Here is a 14,472-nt window from a genome sequence, read left to right as displayed (position 1 = left end):
CTTCGCGCTCATCGCGAGCAAGCTCGCTCCCACAGGTTGACCGCAATCCACTGTGGGAGCGAGCTTGCTCGCGATGGCGTCCGAATGGGCTACACAGCTTTACGCCAGACACTCGCCAACCAAGGCTGTTGCTCCCGCGGCAGCCCTGTCGGCCGGTAGTAATGCTCCAGCTCCACAAACCCCGCCTCGATCAACAAATGCTGCCAGGCCGCCAGGTCGTGATACGACCCATAACGCGGCCCGTTCCAGCCTTCCTGATTCTCGCCACGGGGATTGGAACTGAACAACACCCCACCCGGTTTCAGCGCTCCCCACAACTGCTTCAACACCCGTGGCAACTCCTGACGCGGAACATGAAACAGCACCGCGTTGGCAAAGATCCCGTCGAAACGCTCGGCCGGCAGATCAAGCTTCAAAAAGTCCTGCTGCCAGACCTCGCAACCACTGTCCTCACGGGCCATCTGCGCGAGTTTTTCCGAACCGTCGAGGCCGACAGCCTTGTGGCCCATACGGGTGAAGGTTTGCAAATCCCGACCCGGCCCGCAGCCGAAATCGAGAATGTCGAAAGGCGCCTCGCCCTGAATGTGCCGCAGCAGGGCATCGATGTTCTGGCTGACGTCGTGATCGCGGGTGCCTTCACGGAAGTCTTCGGCCACTGCGTTGTAATGGCCCAGGGTGGTGGCGGTGATCTGTTCGAGGTCGTCGGGTGTTTGCTTCATGGTCGGCTGCGCGGGCAAGTGGGATGGGTCGAATATACGCCATCATGCCGGGGGCTGCTTCGCAGCCCATCGCGAGCAAGCTCGCTCCCACAATGATTCGCGCCGTGCACAAATTTGGCCTGCACTGAGGATCAACTGTGGGAGCGAGCTTGCTCGCGATGGCGTTGGTACTGACAACAGATGGTTCAGCCCTTTTTCATCCCCAAACATTTAATGGAGTGATCAACCATTGCCTTGGCAATCTCCAGCAAATGCCAGATCGAGTACACCATCGCACGGTCGGCGCCCTTGAGTTGATCGCCACACTGATACGCCGTGACTGAAGCGCAACGCAGCAGATCGGCAACATAGAGCTGGGTGTCTTCGAAGCTCACGTCTTTGCTGACGTTGTAGAAGCGCAGTTCATCGGGGCGGGTGGGTTGATCGCCGGTCAGGTAAAAATCAATCGCACGGTAGAGCGCTGATCGATCCCTGGTTTCGTCGGTGGATGTTTCCGGAGGTGGATCGGGTACGGATTTTTCCATGAGTGTCACTCCTATTGCTGCATGGGAGCCATCACTTATCGCCTACTAAACGATTGGGTGGCGGCTGTACGCAGGTTAGTAGGCCGGTCAATAGGAAAACCGGTGCACCCGAAGATGCCCCACGCACAGCCACCATATTCTGCATGCGGCAAAGTCGCCGGACATGAGCATGGAATCGCTATGCGCCTATTGTTCCGGGCTACTAAACCCGATCACTGATGAGCAGTGACGGACCGAGACTAGCCACCGGATTTGGCAGGCGCAAGCGAGCGAAATGATCTAGGAAATGTCCTGCAAAGGAAAGAGAACGGGCCTTCGGAAACGCTGATTTCTTTGTACGAAATATCGCCAGGATCGCCACTCGTGTAGGAGCGAGCTTGCTCGCGAAAAACCTGAGGGCGCCACGGGGAATCTGGTTTCCCGCGTTATCGTTGACCTCCATCGCGAGCAGGCTCGCTCCTACAGGGCTACCGCTTGTTGAGGCCCCGCGCCAACCGATCCCCACCGAGCTGAATCACCGCCACCAACGCCACCAGCAACACAATCACCGTCAACATGATCTGGCTATCAAACCGCTGATACCCATACCGATAGGCAATGTCCCCCAGTCCACCGGCGCCAATCGCCCCGGCCATGGCCGAGGAGTTGATCATCGTCACCAGGGTGATGGTGAACCCGCCAACAATCCCCGGCAGCGCTTCCGGCAACAACACATGCCAGACGATGTGCCAGCGCCGGCAGCCCATGGCTTGCGCCGCTTCGACCAAGCCGTGGTCGACCTCGCGCAAGCTGACTTCGGCAATGCGCGCAAAGAAAGGCGTAGCGGCGATGGTCAACGGCACCACCGCGGCCCACACGCCGTAAGTGGTGCCGACGATGAGCCGGGTGAACGGAATCAAAGCGACCATCAGGATCAGGAAAGGCACCGAGCGGAACAAGTTCACGAATGCGCCCAAAGCGCGGTTCAGCGCTGGCGCTTCGTAGATGCCGCCCTTGGAACTGGTGACCAGGATCACTGCCAGCGGAATGCCCGCCAACAGCGCGATCAATGACGACACGCCGACCATCAGGAAGGTGTCGATAAAGCCCTGCAGCAGGCGATCAAACCACATAACCCAGTACCTCCACCTGTTGCGCCCAATGAGAGGCGCGCTGACACAACTCCTCGGCATCGAGGGACGAGCCGGTCACCGCCAGCAGCAGTTGCCCAAGCGCATGGCCCTGAATCCGTTCCACGCCGCCTTGCAACAATCGCACGCGGCCTCCGAGGGCGCTGAACAGTGCCGCCAGATCCGGTTCGTCGCGTTGGCTGCCGGTGAACTGCAAGCGCAGAACCACAGCGGCGTCGCAGGCACTCGATTGCGCCAACAGACGGCTTTGCAGTTCTTGCGGCAATGCGTGTTGCAACGGCGCCAGCAATGTCTTGCTGACCTCATGTTGTGGATTGCCGAACACTTCCCAGACCGGGCCTTGCTCGACGATTCTCCCGTGCTCCAGCACCACCACCCGATCACAGATTTCACGGATCACCGCCATCTCGTGGGTGATCAGCACAATGGTCAGGCCCAGGCGTTGATTGATCTCGCGCAGCAGGCCGAGAATCGACTGCGTAGTCTCCGGGTCCAGTGCCGAGGTGGCTTCGTCACACAGCAGGATTTGCGGGTCATGCACCAGCGCCCGGGCAATGCCCACGCGCTGTTTCTGCCCGCCGGACAACTGCGCCGGGTAAGCCTTGTGTTTGGCCTGCAAGCCGACCAGTTCCAGCAGTTCACGGACTTTGCGCTCGCGTTGTTCCTTGGGCACACCAGCGACTTTCAAAGGCAGTTCGACGTTCTGCCAAACGGTCTTGGCCGACATCAGATTGAAGTGCTGGAAGATCATGCCGATGCGCCGTCGCAGCGCCACCAGTCGGTCTTCATCGAACTCGCCGATGTCCACTTGATCGATCAGCACCCGACCGCTGCTCGGCTGTTCCAGGCGATTGATGGTGCGGATCAGCGACGACTTGCCGGCGCCGCTGCGGCCGATGATGCCGAACACTTCGCCGCGCTGGATCGCCAGGTCGATGCCGTGCAACGCGGCCACCGGTCCTTGCTGGCCGTTGTAGGTTTTACCCAGGCCGATGAAGCGTACGTGGGCATGGTTGAGTTCTGGATGCAGCTCAGTGCGCTCTGCGCTTTGCGGCTCTGGAATCTCCAGTCGCCGTTGGATGGCGGCGGTCATGCTCAGCTTTCCCAGCCGGCTTGATAGAGCTTGCCGTGGGCTTTATCCAGTGCGGCGCGCACAGCCGGTGAGTGCTGGTAGATGTCGACGAACTTGATCAGGCGCGGGTCGGTTTTGCTCTTGGGCTGGATCACGAACTGAATCACGTATTCCTTGTGATCGAGGCCATCGAACAGCAGCGCGGAGCCCGCGTCGAAGGTTTTCGACAAGCGAATGTAGGCCGGGTAGCCCTGCACCAGATCGGCATCGTCATAGGCACGTACCAGTTGCACGGCTTCGACCTGGAGGATCTTGATGTGCTTCGGGTTGGCGATGATGTCTTCTTCGGTGGCCTTGTAGCCGACGCCGGGCTTGAGGGTGATCAGCCCGGCCTTGGCCAGCAGCTGCAAGCCACGACCGCTGTTGATCGGATCGTTGGCGATGGCCACGCTGGCGCCTTGGGGCAGTTCGTCGAAGCTTTTGTATTTCTTCGAGTAGAGGCCGACGTTGTTGATGATCCCCGGCGCGAAGGGCACCAGGTCGAAACCCGAAGCGGCCTTGGCATTTTCCAGGAACGGGATGTGCTGGAAGTAGTTCACGTCGATGTCGCCAGCGGCGAGGCTGACGTTCGGCGCGATCCAGTCGGTGAACTCCACCAGTTCGACCTTCAGGCCTTGTTTGCCGGCTTCTTCGACCGCTGCTTCCAGGGGGATGGCGAAGGCGGCGGTAGTGCCGATTTTCAGCGGGGCGTCGGCGGCGAAGGTCACCGAGCTGAACAGGCCGAGGGCCAGGGCCAGTGCTTTGACTGGGTGGGAGAGGTAGTTCTTTTTCATGATGAATTATCCAGTCAGTGCATTAAGTTTGTGGTGTCTGTTCGGGCCTCATCGCGAGCAAGCTCGCTCCCACAGTGGATCTCGGGTGTTCACACAATCCCTGTGGGAGCGAGCTTGCTCGCGATGCTTTTAGCGTCGGTAAGTCGAGCCGGTATGTTGCTCAGGCAGATGCGCCTCCCGCTGAAACAGCTTTTCGCGCAAGGTCCCGTCGTCGTACGCGGTCTTGTAAGAGCCCCGCCGTTGCAACTCGGGGATCACCAGCTCGATGAAGTCCTCATAGCTTTCCGGCGTGACGATGCGGGTCAGGTTGAAGCCATCCAGCCCGGTCTCGGCGATCCACGATTCCAGTTCATCCGCCACTTGCTGCGGTGAACCGACCACGGTGATGTAGCGACCGCCGAGGGCGTGTTGTTCGAGTAATTTGCGTCGGGTCCAGTCGTTGTTTTGCAGATGCTTGGTGGCAGACTGGATGGCGTTGCTTTTCACGTACTGGATTGGCTCGTCGATTTCGTACTGAGAAAAATCGATCCCGGTGGATGCCGAGAAGTGCGCCACGCCGGCCTCCGCACTGGCGTAGCTCAGGTACTCGGCGTGCTTGGCCCAGGCCAGCTCCTCGGTGGCGCCGACGATCACATTCAGGCCCATGAACACCTTGATGTCCTCGGGATTGCGCCCGGCTTCGACGGCGCTGGCGCGCACCTTGTCCACCTGCGCCTTGGTCGATGCCTTGGTCTGGCCACTGATGAACACGCACTCGGCATGTCGCCCGGCGAACAGCAAACCGCGATCCGAGCTGCCGGCCTGGAACAGCACCGGCGTGCGCTGGGGCGAGGGTTCACACAGGTGATAACCCTCGACCTGATAGAACTCGCCCTTGTGCTCGACCTTGTGCACTTTGTCCGGCTGCGCGTAGATCCGTTGCCGTGGATCGTTGAGCACCGCGCCGTTTTCCCAACTGCCTTCCAAGAGTTTGTAAAGCACCTCCAGGTACTCATCGGCCTGGTCATAACGACGGTCATGCTCGACCTGTTCGCTCAGGCCCATGGCCTTGGCGGCGCTGTCGAGATAGCCGGTGACGATGTTCCAGCCGACCCGCCCACGGCTCAGGTGATCCAGGGTCGACAGGCGGCGGGCGAACAGATACGGCGCTTCGTAGGTGAGGTTGGCGGTCAGGCCGAAACCGAGGTTTTTCGTCACCGCCGCCATGGCCGAGACCAGCAGCAGCGGATCGTTGACCGGCAACTGGATCGACTCTTTCAACGGCACGTCCACCGAGCTCTGGTAAACGTCGTAGACCCCGACGATGTCGGCGATGAACAGGCCGTCGAACAGCCCGCGCTCCAGCAGTTGCGCCAGTTCGGTCCAGTACTCGAGGGTGTTGTAGCGGGTTGATGTATCGCGTGGGTGCGTCCACAAACCGTGGTTGATGTGCCCGATGCAGTTCATGTTGAACGCGTTGAGCAGGATCTTCTTTTTCGCGGCGGTCATCAAATGGTCCCCCGCAGTGGCGGGTTTTCATCGTTGAGGTAGTAATTGCCGACAGCGTGGTACTTCCAGCGCACCGGGTCGTGCAGGGTGTGCACCCGGGCGTTGCGCCAGTGGCGATCCAGGCTGTGCTCAATCAGGGTCGCCTGGCTGCCGGCCAGTTCGAACAGTGTGCTGCCGGCGGCCAGGGAGATTTCGGTGCTGAGGGCGCGTGCTTCGGCGACGGCAATCGAGGCGGCCGCGACGGTCTCGGCCTGCGTGTCGGCCTGGGCCTTGTCGAGGAATTCACCGGCACGTTCCAGCAGCGCCTCGGCGGCGTGCAGGCGAATGCTCAGGTGGCCGAAGCTCTTGAGGGTCAGCGGATCGTCCGTGGCTTTTTCGTGGGTGGCGTCGATCCAGGGCCGGGTTTTCGTGCGCACGAAATGCAGCGCATCTTCATACGCGGCGCGGGCGATGCCGGTGTCGATGGCGGCATGGAGAATCTGCGCCAGCGGGCCGACCGGAGTCGGGCGCTCGAAAGCGCTTTGAAAGGGGATCACATCTTCGGCTGCGACGTAGACATCTTCGAACACCACCGAACCGCTGCCGGTGGTGCGTTGGCCAAAGCCGCTCCAGTCGTCGATCACGCTCAGGCCCTTGCTGTTGCGTGGGACGAACGCCAGTTGCTGCACGCCGTTTTCATCCACCACCGAGGTGGGAATGCGCTGGGCGTAGATCGCGCCCGTGGCGTAGAACTTGCGACCATTGATGCGATAGCCGCTGGCGTCGCGAGTCAGGCTCGTGACGCGATCGTGTGCGGTTTTAGTGCCGAGTTCGGCCAACGCATTGCCGAAGCGTTGACCGGCCAAAACTTCGGCGTACAGGCGTTGCTTCTGCTCGTGGCTGCCGTTCACCCGCAATACTTCGAGGGCATAGAAATGGTTTTGCGGGATCTGCCCCAGGGAGCCGTCGGCCCGGGCGATCAAGGCGATGACCTTGGCCAGGGTGACGTTGGAAACGCCGGCGCCGCCATACTCTTTTGGCACGCTGATGCCCCACAGGCCCGATCGGGAAAACACTTCCAGTTCCGGGTGTGGCAAGCGGCGCTCGCGGTCGCGTGTGGCGCTGTCGCGTTTGAAGTCTTCGGCGAGGTCGCTGGCGACGATCAGAGCTTGTTCATCGCTGGCGATGACCGCGACGTGGTGAGAACTTGTCATATGTTTCTCCAGATGTCTGGTCGTCAGATCCAGGAATGGCGATTAGGCAGCGTGCCGTTGAGGCGATAGGCGCCGACCGCGTGATACTTCCAGCGCACCGGGTCGTGCAGGGTGTGCACCCGGGCGTTGCGCCAGTGGCGGTCGAGGTTGAATTCGGCGAGGGTCGCGCGGCTGCCGGCCAGTTCGAGCAGCTTTTCGCTGGCCAGCAACGAAATCTCGGTGGTCAGCACTTTGGCTTCGGCCACGGCAATCGAGGCGCGGGCGGCGGACTCGGCGGTGAGTGGTGCGGCGCTGACGTCATCGAGCACTTGCCCGGCCTTGCGCAGCAGCGCTTCGGCGGCGTGCAGTTCGATTTTTAACCTGCCGATATCGGCGATCACGTACAGGTCATCACTGGCCCGCTCGACCTTGGCGTCGATCCATGGCCGGGCGCGGGTTTTCACGAAGTCGATGGCGTCGTCGATGGCGCCTCGGGCGATGCCGGCATCGATGGCCGCTTGAATCAGCTGCGAGACGGCACCCTGGATGTTCGGCGTGTCGTTGATCCGCCAGTTATCCACCACCAGTTCGGGATCGGCCTGCACGTTGTTGAGCAAAATCGTGCCGCTGGCGGTGGTGCGCTGACCAAAACCGGACCAGTCATCGACAATGCGCAATCCCGGTGTGCCACGACGGATGAACGCCAGCACCTGCTTGCCATCGTCGTTCAGCGCTTTGACCGCGACCCAATGAGCGAACAGTGCGCCGGTGGAATAGAACTTCTGGCCATTGAGGACGCCGTCAGCGGTGATGCGCGCCTTCAGTTCCAGGGTGTTTTTGGTGCCGCGTTCCGGCCCGGCATTGCCGATGCGCCAGCCTTCCAGGACGCTTTTGAACAGTTGTTGTTTCTGCGCTTCGGTGGCGCTGCCGAGCACCAGGTTAAGAATGCCGAACTGGTTTTGCGGGATCTGCCCAAGCGCCGGGTCGGCGGCGGAAATGATCGCGAAGACCTCGGCCAGGGTGACGAACGAAACCTGCGGGCCACCGTACTCGCGGGGGATGGAAATACTGCCCAGGCCGCTGCGGGTGAACTGCTCGATTTCCGACCATGGGAGCTTGCGCTGCTGGTCTCGTTTGGCTGCTTGCTGGCGGGCGACTTGCGCCAGTTCGTGGGCCGCCTTGATGGCTTGAGCGTCGTTGCGCAAGATTTGTGCGGGCAACAACAGCGGGGCGATGTCCAGGTCACTCTGGACGATTGCATCTGCCAGACTGGACATCAGTGCCGCTCCTTGGCTGCACGCAATGCCCTGGCGATCTGCACTGGGGTGATTGTGTTCCGGACCATACCTACCTCACATCTTATGGAAGCGCCGCTTGTGGCAGCGCATGAAAACAAGGATGTCCGGTGGTCCGGTGTATATACCCTAAACGTGTATAAATATTTTATGAACTAACTTTTAGGAATATAAATAGAAGGATGATTCCACTGCTGTGAGCTGACCCCTGTGTTCATTGCCTGCGGGGTTCGGCTGCCTTGAGCACTTTTTTCGGGGGGACTTTCAGATAAGGATTGGCGCAACCGATTTTCAGCGTACGGGCCGGCGCCCAGCGAGAGTTGTTTCCCACCCGGTCGAGAATGCAGTACGTCACTTCCAGCCGCAGGTCTTCGCCGGCTTCGAGGATGATGGCCGGCGGTATCCAGACCTGAATCGGCTGACCCACATCGGCGGCCTTGAGCCGTGGCAGATCCATGCGCACATCGCCCCAGCGCAGGGTGATTTCGTCGTCGACGGCCATGTTCAGGTACGGCTCGATGGTCAAGGGAACACCGCGCTTGACCTGGCTCGGATTGACCCCCTGACGGCGAATCGCCTCGGGAATGCTCACCGGTGCCAGGCACTGGTTTTCATCGCCGCACAGTGCGGAGGGTTGGCCGCCTGGGCAGTCGAGTTTGATCTGCACGTTTCGGCTGGCCGAAATCACCGGGTTTCGACCCACCTGCATGACCCGGTAGTGAATGTGCGAGGTCCCGTTGGCGACAAAACTTTCAGGCACCCGCAACTGCACCGGTTGGCCGACATCGCTGGCCGTCAGCACGCGGGAGGCCACGTAGCAGTTGTCCCAGAACAGTTCGATCAGGTCACCTTCGTCCATGGCGGGGTAGGGCGCCACATCGATCAGCAGGTGCGCCGCGCAAGTGACGTTGATGCCGGTCTTGTTGGATTGCGCCAGGGTCGGGGCCACAAGCGCGGATTTGTTCGAGGTGCTTTTCATGAAGTCTCCTTGAAGTCTTGCAGCGAAGTCCGTTTCTGGGAATTCAAAAACTAAATATCGAACAGCAAAACCATTCATTATTTTTAATTGAAATAATGAGTTTGGCGTGAAGAGTGATGTTGATCGGAGACTAGATAAGAGTCAGGGGGAGCAAGTGTCAATAAGATTTATTAGTTGTGGGTGATGCACGATGTTATTCAGAAAGTTCCTACGGCGCAAAGTAAGTAAACCATGCTGCTGCGTCGAATTTGTCCGCTGAAAGTGGCTGAAGTCGGGCGGCTAGGCGGGCGTTGTTGGCCAGGTGCTGCGAAAGGAACATGGTGGAGATAGGGGGGGTTAATTGTTGCGGCGCATATATATGTACCGCGTGCGCGTACAAAATATGTATATGGAATAGATGGGTTTAGTTTGGTATTGATGAGGTGTTTTTTTTCGGAGGTGTCACTTCCGTCCATGGAAGATGACCATTATTGAGCAGGGTTGTTAGTTGTGGGCGTTATTCAGGAACTTGCTGAGAAACTGTTTTGTCCGCTCCTCTTTCGGGTTGGCAAACAATGCCTTCGCTTCGCCTTGCTCGACGATCACACCCTTGTCGAAAAACACCACACGGTTGGCCACGTCCCGGGCAAAGCCCATTTCGTGGGTAACGATCACCATGGTGCGTTTCTCTTCGGCCAGGCCGCGGATGGTCGCCAATACCTCGCCCACCAGCTCCGGGTCGAGGGCCGATGTCGGCTCATCGAACAGGATCACTTCCGGCTCCATCGCCAGCGCCCGGGCAATCGCCACGCGCTGTTGCTGGCCACCGGAGAGGCGACGCGGGTAAGCGTCCTCCTTGCCCGCCAGGCCGACCTTGGCCAAGAGCTTCTTACCCAGGGCAACGGCGTCGGCATGTGGGGTCTTCTTGACCACGATCGGGCCTTCGATGACGTTTTCCAGGGCGGTGCGATGGGGGAACAGGTTGAAGTTCTGGAACACGAAACCTACGTGCTGGCGCAAACGCCGCACCAGGCTCTGCTGCTGGTTCAGGGGACGGCTGGTATCGACCTCGATATCGCCGACCTTGATCCGGCCGCTGGTGGGTTCTTCCAGAAAATTCAGGCAGCGCAGGAAGGTGGTCTTGCCCGAACCGCTAGGGCCGATGATCGCGACCACCTCGCCTTCCTTGACCTCAAGATCGATGCCGTTGAGCACGATTTGACCCTTGAACTGCTTTGTCAGTTTTTCCACGACAATCATCGGGTCAGGACTCCTGGTCGTGCCGATTGACCCGCGCTTCCAGCTGGTTCTGCAGGTGCGACAGCACCGTGGCCAGGACCCAGTAGATCAGTGCGGCGGCAAGATACATGGTGAAGATTTCAAAGGTGCGGGCGGTGATCAGCTGCGCCTGACGGAACAGTTCCGGCACCTGGATGGTCGCGGCCAGCGCGGTGTCCTTGACCAGCGAAATGAAGCTGTTGCCCAGCGGCGGCAATGCGGTGCGCATCGCCTGCGGCAGGATGGCCCGGCGCAGGGTCTGCGCGCGGGTCATGCCGATACTGGCAGCCGCTTCCCACTGGCCGCGCTCGATGGAGCTGATCGCGGCACGCAGGATTTCACAGGCGTAGGCGGCCATGTTCAGCGAGAAGCCGATCAGGGCCGCTGGCAGCGGATCCAGTTCCAGACCCAATTGCGGCAAGCCGTAATAGATCACGAACAGTTGCACCAGCAACGGCGTGCCGCGAAAGAACGACACGTAGATGCGGGCGATCCAGCTCACCAGTTTGAAGCGCGACAGGCGCATCAGCGCCAGACCGAACCCCATCACCAGGCCGAAAAACATCCCGCCCAGGCTGAGGATGACCGTGTAATACGCGCCCTTGAGCAGAAAGGGCGCGGAGTCCAGTGCGAGTTGAAAAGCTTCTTCCATTATTGAGTGACGTCAGCGCTGAAGTATTTTTCCGAAAGCTTTTTCAGCGTACCGTCGGCGCGCAGCTTGTCGATGGCTTTGTTCACAGCTGCCAGCAGCTCAGGCTCGCCTTTGCGCAGGGCAATACCGGCTTCCTGACGGGAGAACGCATCACCGGCGGCGGTGGTGTCCTTGGCTTTCTTGGCGTATTCGAGCGCGGCCAGGCGGTCGATCAGAATGGCGTCGATGCGGCCGACACGCAGGTCCTGGAACTTGGTCGGATCATCTTCGTAGGTGCGGACGTCAGCCTTAGGCACATTTTCTTTCACCCACTGCTCGTAGTTGGTGCCCAGGCCTACGCCGACTTTCTTGCCAGACAGGTCAGCGGCGGACTTGATGTTCAGCTCGGCGACCTTCTTCGTCAGCACCAGCGCCTGAATACCGGAAACGGTGTACGGCTCGGAGAAGTCATACTTCTTCTTGCGCTCTTCGGAGATGGTCACCTGGTTGATCACTGCGTCCAGACGCTTGGATTCCAGGGCCGCGAGGATGCCGTCCCATTTGGTCGGTTGCAGCTTGACCTTCACGCCCAGCTCTTTGGCCAGGGCTTCGGAGAACTCGACTTCGAAGCCGGCCAGTTTGCCGTCGGCGTCGACGAAACTGAACGGTGGGTAGGTGCCTTCCAGGCCGACGTTGATTACGCCTTTGTCCTTGATTTGTTGCAGTTGCTCACCGGCAACCGCCTGGCCAATCAGGCCGGCGCTCAGTGCCAGGCCCAGCGAACCCACCAGCAGATTGCGACGTAGTGTGGAAAAATTCATGACAAGCCCCTGTGTTTTCTTATGGAAGACGCTTTTGCGAAAATTTGGCGAAATCGGGAATTAAGCGACAGCGCTATCCTGCCTTAAAGCAGCGTATGCGTCTCTCGGGAAATTCGCCTGTAGCATGACTATATGATGGCGTTTTTAGATTGGAAAATAATAATTAATCTTCTGGTTATTCCATTTTGGAATTACTAGCGTTTTTACTGTAGGAGCGTGCTTGCACGCGATGGACGACAGGGCACCGCGGGGTGTCAGGTTGCCAGCGTTATCGTTGACGACCATCGCGAGCAAGCTCGCTCCTACAGGAAATCCTTGTAGGCAAACAGCGCCGGTGCCCCGCCGGTGTGCAGGAAGATAATCGGCCCCTCGTTGAAACGCTGACGGCCGATCCCGTCCAGCAAGCCCGCCATGGCCTTGCCAGTGTAGACCGGGTCCAGCAGCAAGCCTTCCTGACTCGCCAGCAGTTTCACCGCTGCCAGTGTGCCGGCATTCGGCTCGCCATAACGCGGGGCGAAATACTCATCCCACAACTCGACCTTGAAAGCCTCCGGCAGGCTGACGCCCAGCAACTCGGCGGTGCGTTCGGCCAGGCCTTGAACCTTTGGTCGCTGATCTTCATCGCTGCGCGAAACCGTCACGCCAATCACTGGCAGATCCGGCAGCGCTTCACTCAAGGCCAGTGCCAGGCCGCTGTGGGTACCGGCGCTGCCCGAGGCCAGGACCACAGCGGCGAACTTCAGGCCGGTGTCCTTGATCTGCTCGGCCAGTTCCAGCCCGGCGCGTACGTAACCCAGGGCGCCCAAGGCATTGGAACCACCGATCGGCACCAGGTACGGCTTCTTGCCGTTGCTGCACAGTCGGTTGGCCAGGGCTTGCAGTTGCTCGTCGGCGTTGTCGAGGTTTTCCACCAGTTCGACTTTGGCATCGAACAGGTCGAGCAGCAGGCGGTTGCCGTTGCCGGTGTAATTGCTGTCGTCAGTGCCCAGAGGATTTTCCAGAAGGGCTACGCAGCCCAGACCCAACTTTGCGGCAATGGCGGCTGTCTGGCGCACGTGGTTCGATTGCAGCGCCCCCGCCGTGATCAAGGTGTCGGCACCCTGGGCCAAGGCATCGGCGGCCAGGTATTCGAGTTTGCGCAGCTTGTTGCCGCCCATCGCCAGCGGCGTCAGGTCATCGCGCTTGACGTACAGGTCGCGGCCCAGCCAGGTCGACAGGCGTTCGAGTTTTTCCAGGGCGGTGGGCTGACCGAGCAGGTCGAGGCGGTTAAAGCGGGCGAGCTGTTGTTTGATCATGAGTCCGTACTGGCGGTTGAAGATCTCAGGACTATAGGCACGCCCAAAAGCCGGGGCAACCGTCAATCGCTTATAGCCAATCGAACTGAGCACAGCACTATTGGTTCTTAATTTGCCTCGCGACCCTTGCCGTAAAGTAATCGCCGTCAGTGCGGCCAGACAGTCCGGCCGCCCGTGAGGAGTTTTTACCGTGAGTGAGCGTTCCAGCCATTGGCAATTGCAGACCATCGTCAGCCAGCTGCGCACGGCACGTGAACAGTGGCGTGTACAAAACGGCCGGGCCAGCGGCGAGCAGGGCGGTCGCGAATTGCCGTCCCGCGCAGCCATGGCGGAGATTCTCGAAGCGCTGTGCGGTGCGTTGTTCCCGATGCGCCTGGGGCCGGTTGACCTGCGCGAAGAGAGCGAAGATTTCTACGTCGGCCACACCCTCGATGTGGCGCTGAATGCACTGTTGGCCCAAGCGCGGCTCGAATTGCGCTACGCCGCGCGCCACAGTGCCCAGGCCGAGACTGAAGTCGAAACCAAAACCATCCAGATCATTCAGGACTTCGCCCTCGCGTTGCCAGGGTTGCGCAGCTTGTTGGACACTGACGTATTGGCTGCCTATCACGGTGACCCGGCGGCGCGCAGTGTCGATGAAGTGCTGTTGTGCTACCCGGGGATTCTGGCGGTGATTCACCATCGTCTGGCCCACCATTTGTATCGCGCCGGGTTGCCGCTGCTGGCGCGGATCAGCGCGGAAATCGCTCACTCGGCCACCGGCATCGACATTCACCCTGGAGCGCAGATCGGCCGCAGTTTCTTCATCGACCACGGTACCGGCGTGGTGATTGGCGAAACCGCGATCATCGGCGAGCGCGTGCGGATCTATCAGGCGGTGACTTTGGGCGCCAAGCGCTTCCCGGCGGACGAAGACGGTCAGTTGCAGAAAGGCCAGCCACGACACCCGATAGTCGAGGATGACGTGGTGATTTATGCCGGGGCGACGATTCTTGGGCGGATCACCATCGGCCAGGGTTCGACCATCGGCGGCAACGTCTGGCTGACCCGCAGCGTGCCGGCGGGCAGCAACCTGACCCAGGCGAATCTGCAGCATGATGATGGGGCGCAGAAGTAGGCCTCTAAATCTCCACTGATTTCTCAGGCCTCATCGCGAGCAAGCTCGCTCCCACAGGGGGACGCGGTCAACTGTGGGAGCGAGCTTGCTCGCGATTGGATTTCAAGCCGAATCGAGCCAGTGGCCCTGATCTGATCCT

14 protein-coding genes are annotated in these 14,472 nt (G+C 60.1%); 1 reads left to right on the top strand and 13 read right to left on the bottom strand.

The features are described from left to right. Positions 1–89 precede the first annotated feature (89 nt). The 13 genes from J4D25_RS13720 to J4D25_RS13660 all read right to left on the bottom strand — a co-directional run bounded on the left by J4D25_RS13720 (position 90) and on the right by J4D25_RS13660 (position 13,216). Positions 90–719: a bifunctional 2-polyprenyl-6-hydroxyphenol methylase/3-demethylubiquinol 3-O-methyltransferase UbiG gene (locus J4D25_RS13720; RefSeq protein WP_057716531.1), complete on the bottom strand. Its 630-nt coding sequence runs from the start codon at positions 717–719 to the stop codon at positions 90–92. A 185-nt stretch (positions 720–904) separates the two neighbouring features. Continuing rightward, entirely contained in the window at positions 905–1,243 is a 339-nt protein-coding gene (locus J4D25_RS13715; RefSeq protein ID WP_057712489.1) for a DUF6124 family protein, read from the bottom strand. Between the two features lie 467 nt (positions 1,244–1,710). Next, a complete protein-coding gene (locus J4D25_RS13710; RefSeq protein WP_057712488.1) occupies positions 1,711–2,355 on the bottom strand; it encodes a methionine ABC transporter permease in 645 nt (214 codons plus the stop codon). After that, positions 2,345–3,466, bottom strand: a complete 1,122-nt coding sequence (locus J4D25_RS13705) for a methionine ABC transporter ATP-binding protein (RefSeq protein ID WP_057712487.1) — start codon at positions 3,464–3,466, stop codon at positions 2,345–2,347. The genes J4D25_RS13710 and J4D25_RS13705 overlap by 11 nt, the downstream gene beginning before the upstream one ends. A gap of 2 nt (positions 3,467–3,468) precedes the next feature. After that, positions 3,469–4,278, bottom strand: a complete 810-nt coding sequence (locus J4D25_RS13700) for a MetQ/NlpA family ABC transporter substrate-binding protein (protein ID WP_057712486.1) — start codon at positions 4,276–4,278, stop codon at positions 3,469–3,471. A 129-nt stretch (positions 4,279–4,407) separates the two neighbouring features. Further along, entirely contained in the window at positions 4,408–5,766 is a 1,359-nt protein-coding gene (locus J4D25_RS13695; protein WP_057712485.1) for an LLM class flavin-dependent oxidoreductase, read from the bottom strand. Beyond that, entirely contained in the window at positions 5,766–6,959 is a 1,194-nt protein-coding gene (locus J4D25_RS13690; RefSeq protein ID WP_057712484.1) for an SfnB family sulfur acquisition oxidoreductase, read from the bottom strand. The genes J4D25_RS13695 and J4D25_RS13690 overlap by 1 nt, the downstream gene beginning before the upstream one ends. A gap of 23 nt (positions 6,960–6,982) precedes the next feature. Further along, on the bottom strand, positions 6,983–8,215 hold the full coding sequence (locus J4D25_RS13685) for an SfnB family sulfur acquisition oxidoreductase (RefSeq protein WP_057712483.1): 1,233 nt from the start codon (positions 8,213–8,215) through the stop codon (positions 6,983–6,985). Between the two features lie 232 nt (positions 8,216–8,447). Beyond that, the gene (locus J4D25_RS13680; RefSeq protein ID WP_057712482.1) at positions 8,448–9,212 is read right to left on the bottom strand and encodes a hypothetical protein; all 765 of its coding nucleotides are present in this window, start codon (positions 9,210–9,212) and stop codon (positions 8,448–8,450) included. Between the two features lie 483 nt (positions 9,213–9,695). Next, on the bottom strand, positions 9,696–10,451 hold the full coding sequence (gene tcyN / locus J4D25_RS13675; protein WP_057712481.1) for an L-cystine ABC transporter ATP-binding protein TcyN: 756 nt from the start codon (positions 10,449–10,451) through the stop codon (positions 9,696–9,698). A gap of 4 nt (positions 10,452–10,455) precedes the next feature. Next, on the bottom strand, positions 10,456–11,121 hold the full coding sequence (gene tcyL / locus J4D25_RS13670; RefSeq protein ID WP_007983131.1) for a cystine ABC transporter permease: 666 nt from the start codon (positions 11,119–11,121) through the stop codon (positions 10,456–10,458). After that, complete coding sequence (gene tcyJ, locus J4D25_RS13665) at positions 11,121–11,921, bottom strand: cystine ABC transporter substrate-binding protein (protein WP_057712480.1); 801 nt, start codon at positions 11,919–11,921, stop codon at positions 11,121–11,123. The genes tcyL and tcyJ overlap by 1 nt, the downstream gene beginning before the upstream one ends. A 302-nt stretch (positions 11,922–12,223) precedes the next feature. Continuing rightward, positions 12,224–13,216, bottom strand: coding sequence for a D-cysteine desulfhydrase (locus tag J4D25_RS13660; RefSeq protein WP_057712479.1), 993 nt, complete (start codon positions 13,214–13,216; stop codon positions 12,224–12,226). 190 nt (positions 13,217–13,406) lie between these two features. On the opposite strand from J4D25_RS13660, the gene epsC reads away from it, so the two are divergent. Beyond that, positions 13,407–14,333, top strand: a complete 927-nt coding sequence (epsC, locus tag J4D25_RS13655; protein ID WP_057712478.1) for a serine O-acetyltransferase EpsC — start codon at positions 13,407–13,409, stop codon at positions 14,331–14,333. Positions 14,334–14,472 lie beyond the last annotated feature (139 nt).

This window comes from Pseudomonas sp. GW456-L13 (assembly GCF_017350115.1).
GTDB lineage: Bacteria > Pseudomonadota > Gammaproteobacteria > Pseudomonadales > Pseudomonadaceae > Aquipseudomonas > Aquipseudomonas jessenii.
Note: the sequence above shows the minus strand (reverse complement) of the source record. Positions and strands in the feature narration are given on the sequence as shown.

Excerpts from the sequence above, each read along its gene's own strand:
- J4D25_RS13695 (WP_057712485.1), bottom strand. The coding sequence starts at position 5,766 with ATGACCGCCGCGAAAAAGAAGATCCTGCTCAACGCGTTCAACATGAAC.
- tcyJ (WP_057712480.1), bottom strand. The coding sequence starts at position 11,921 with ATGAATTTTTCCACACTACGTCGCAATCTGCTGGTGGGTTCGCTGGGC.
- J4D25_RS13690 (WP_057712484.1), bottom strand. The coding sequence starts at position 6,959 with ATGACAAGTTCTCACCACGTCGCGGTCATCGCCAGCGATGAACAAGCT.
- tcyL (WP_007983131.1), bottom strand. The coding sequence starts at position 11,121 with ATGGAAGAAGCTTTTCAACTCGCACTGGACTCCGCGCCCTTTCTGCTC.
- J4D25_RS13715 (WP_057712489.1), bottom strand. The coding sequence starts at position 1,243 with ATGGAAAAATCCGTACCCGATCCACCTCCGGAAACATCCACCGACGAA.
- J4D25_RS13685 (WP_057712483.1), bottom strand. The coding sequence starts at position 8,215 with ATGTCCAGTCTGGCAGATGCAATCGTCCAGAGTGACCTGGACATCGCC.
- J4D25_RS13700 (WP_057712486.1), bottom strand. The coding sequence starts at position 4,278 with ATGAAAAAGAACTACCTCTCCCACCCAGTCAAAGCACTGGCCCTGGCC.
- J4D25_RS13660 (WP_057712479.1), bottom strand. The coding sequence starts at position 13,216 with ATGATCAAACAACAGCTCGCCCGCTTTAACCGCCTCGACCTGCTCGGT.
- J4D25_RS13705 (WP_057712487.1), bottom strand. The coding sequence starts at position 3,466 with ATGACCGCCGCCATCCAACGGCGACTGGAGATTCCAGAGCCGCAAAGC.
- J4D25_RS13720 (WP_057716531.1), bottom strand. The coding sequence starts at position 719 with ATGAAGCAAACACCCGACGACCTCGAACAGATCACCGCCACCACCCTG.
- J4D25_RS13680 (WP_057712482.1), bottom strand. The coding sequence starts at position 9,212 with ATGAAAAGCACCTCGAACAAATCCGCGCTTGTGGCCCCGACCCTGGCG.
- J4D25_RS13710 (WP_057712488.1), bottom strand. The coding sequence starts at position 2,355 with ATGTGGTTTGATCGCCTGCTGCAGGGCTTTATCGACACCTTCCTGATG.
- tcyN (WP_057712481.1), bottom strand. The coding sequence starts at position 10,451 with ATGATTGTCGTGGAAAAACTGACAAAGCAGTTCAAGGGTCAAATCGTG.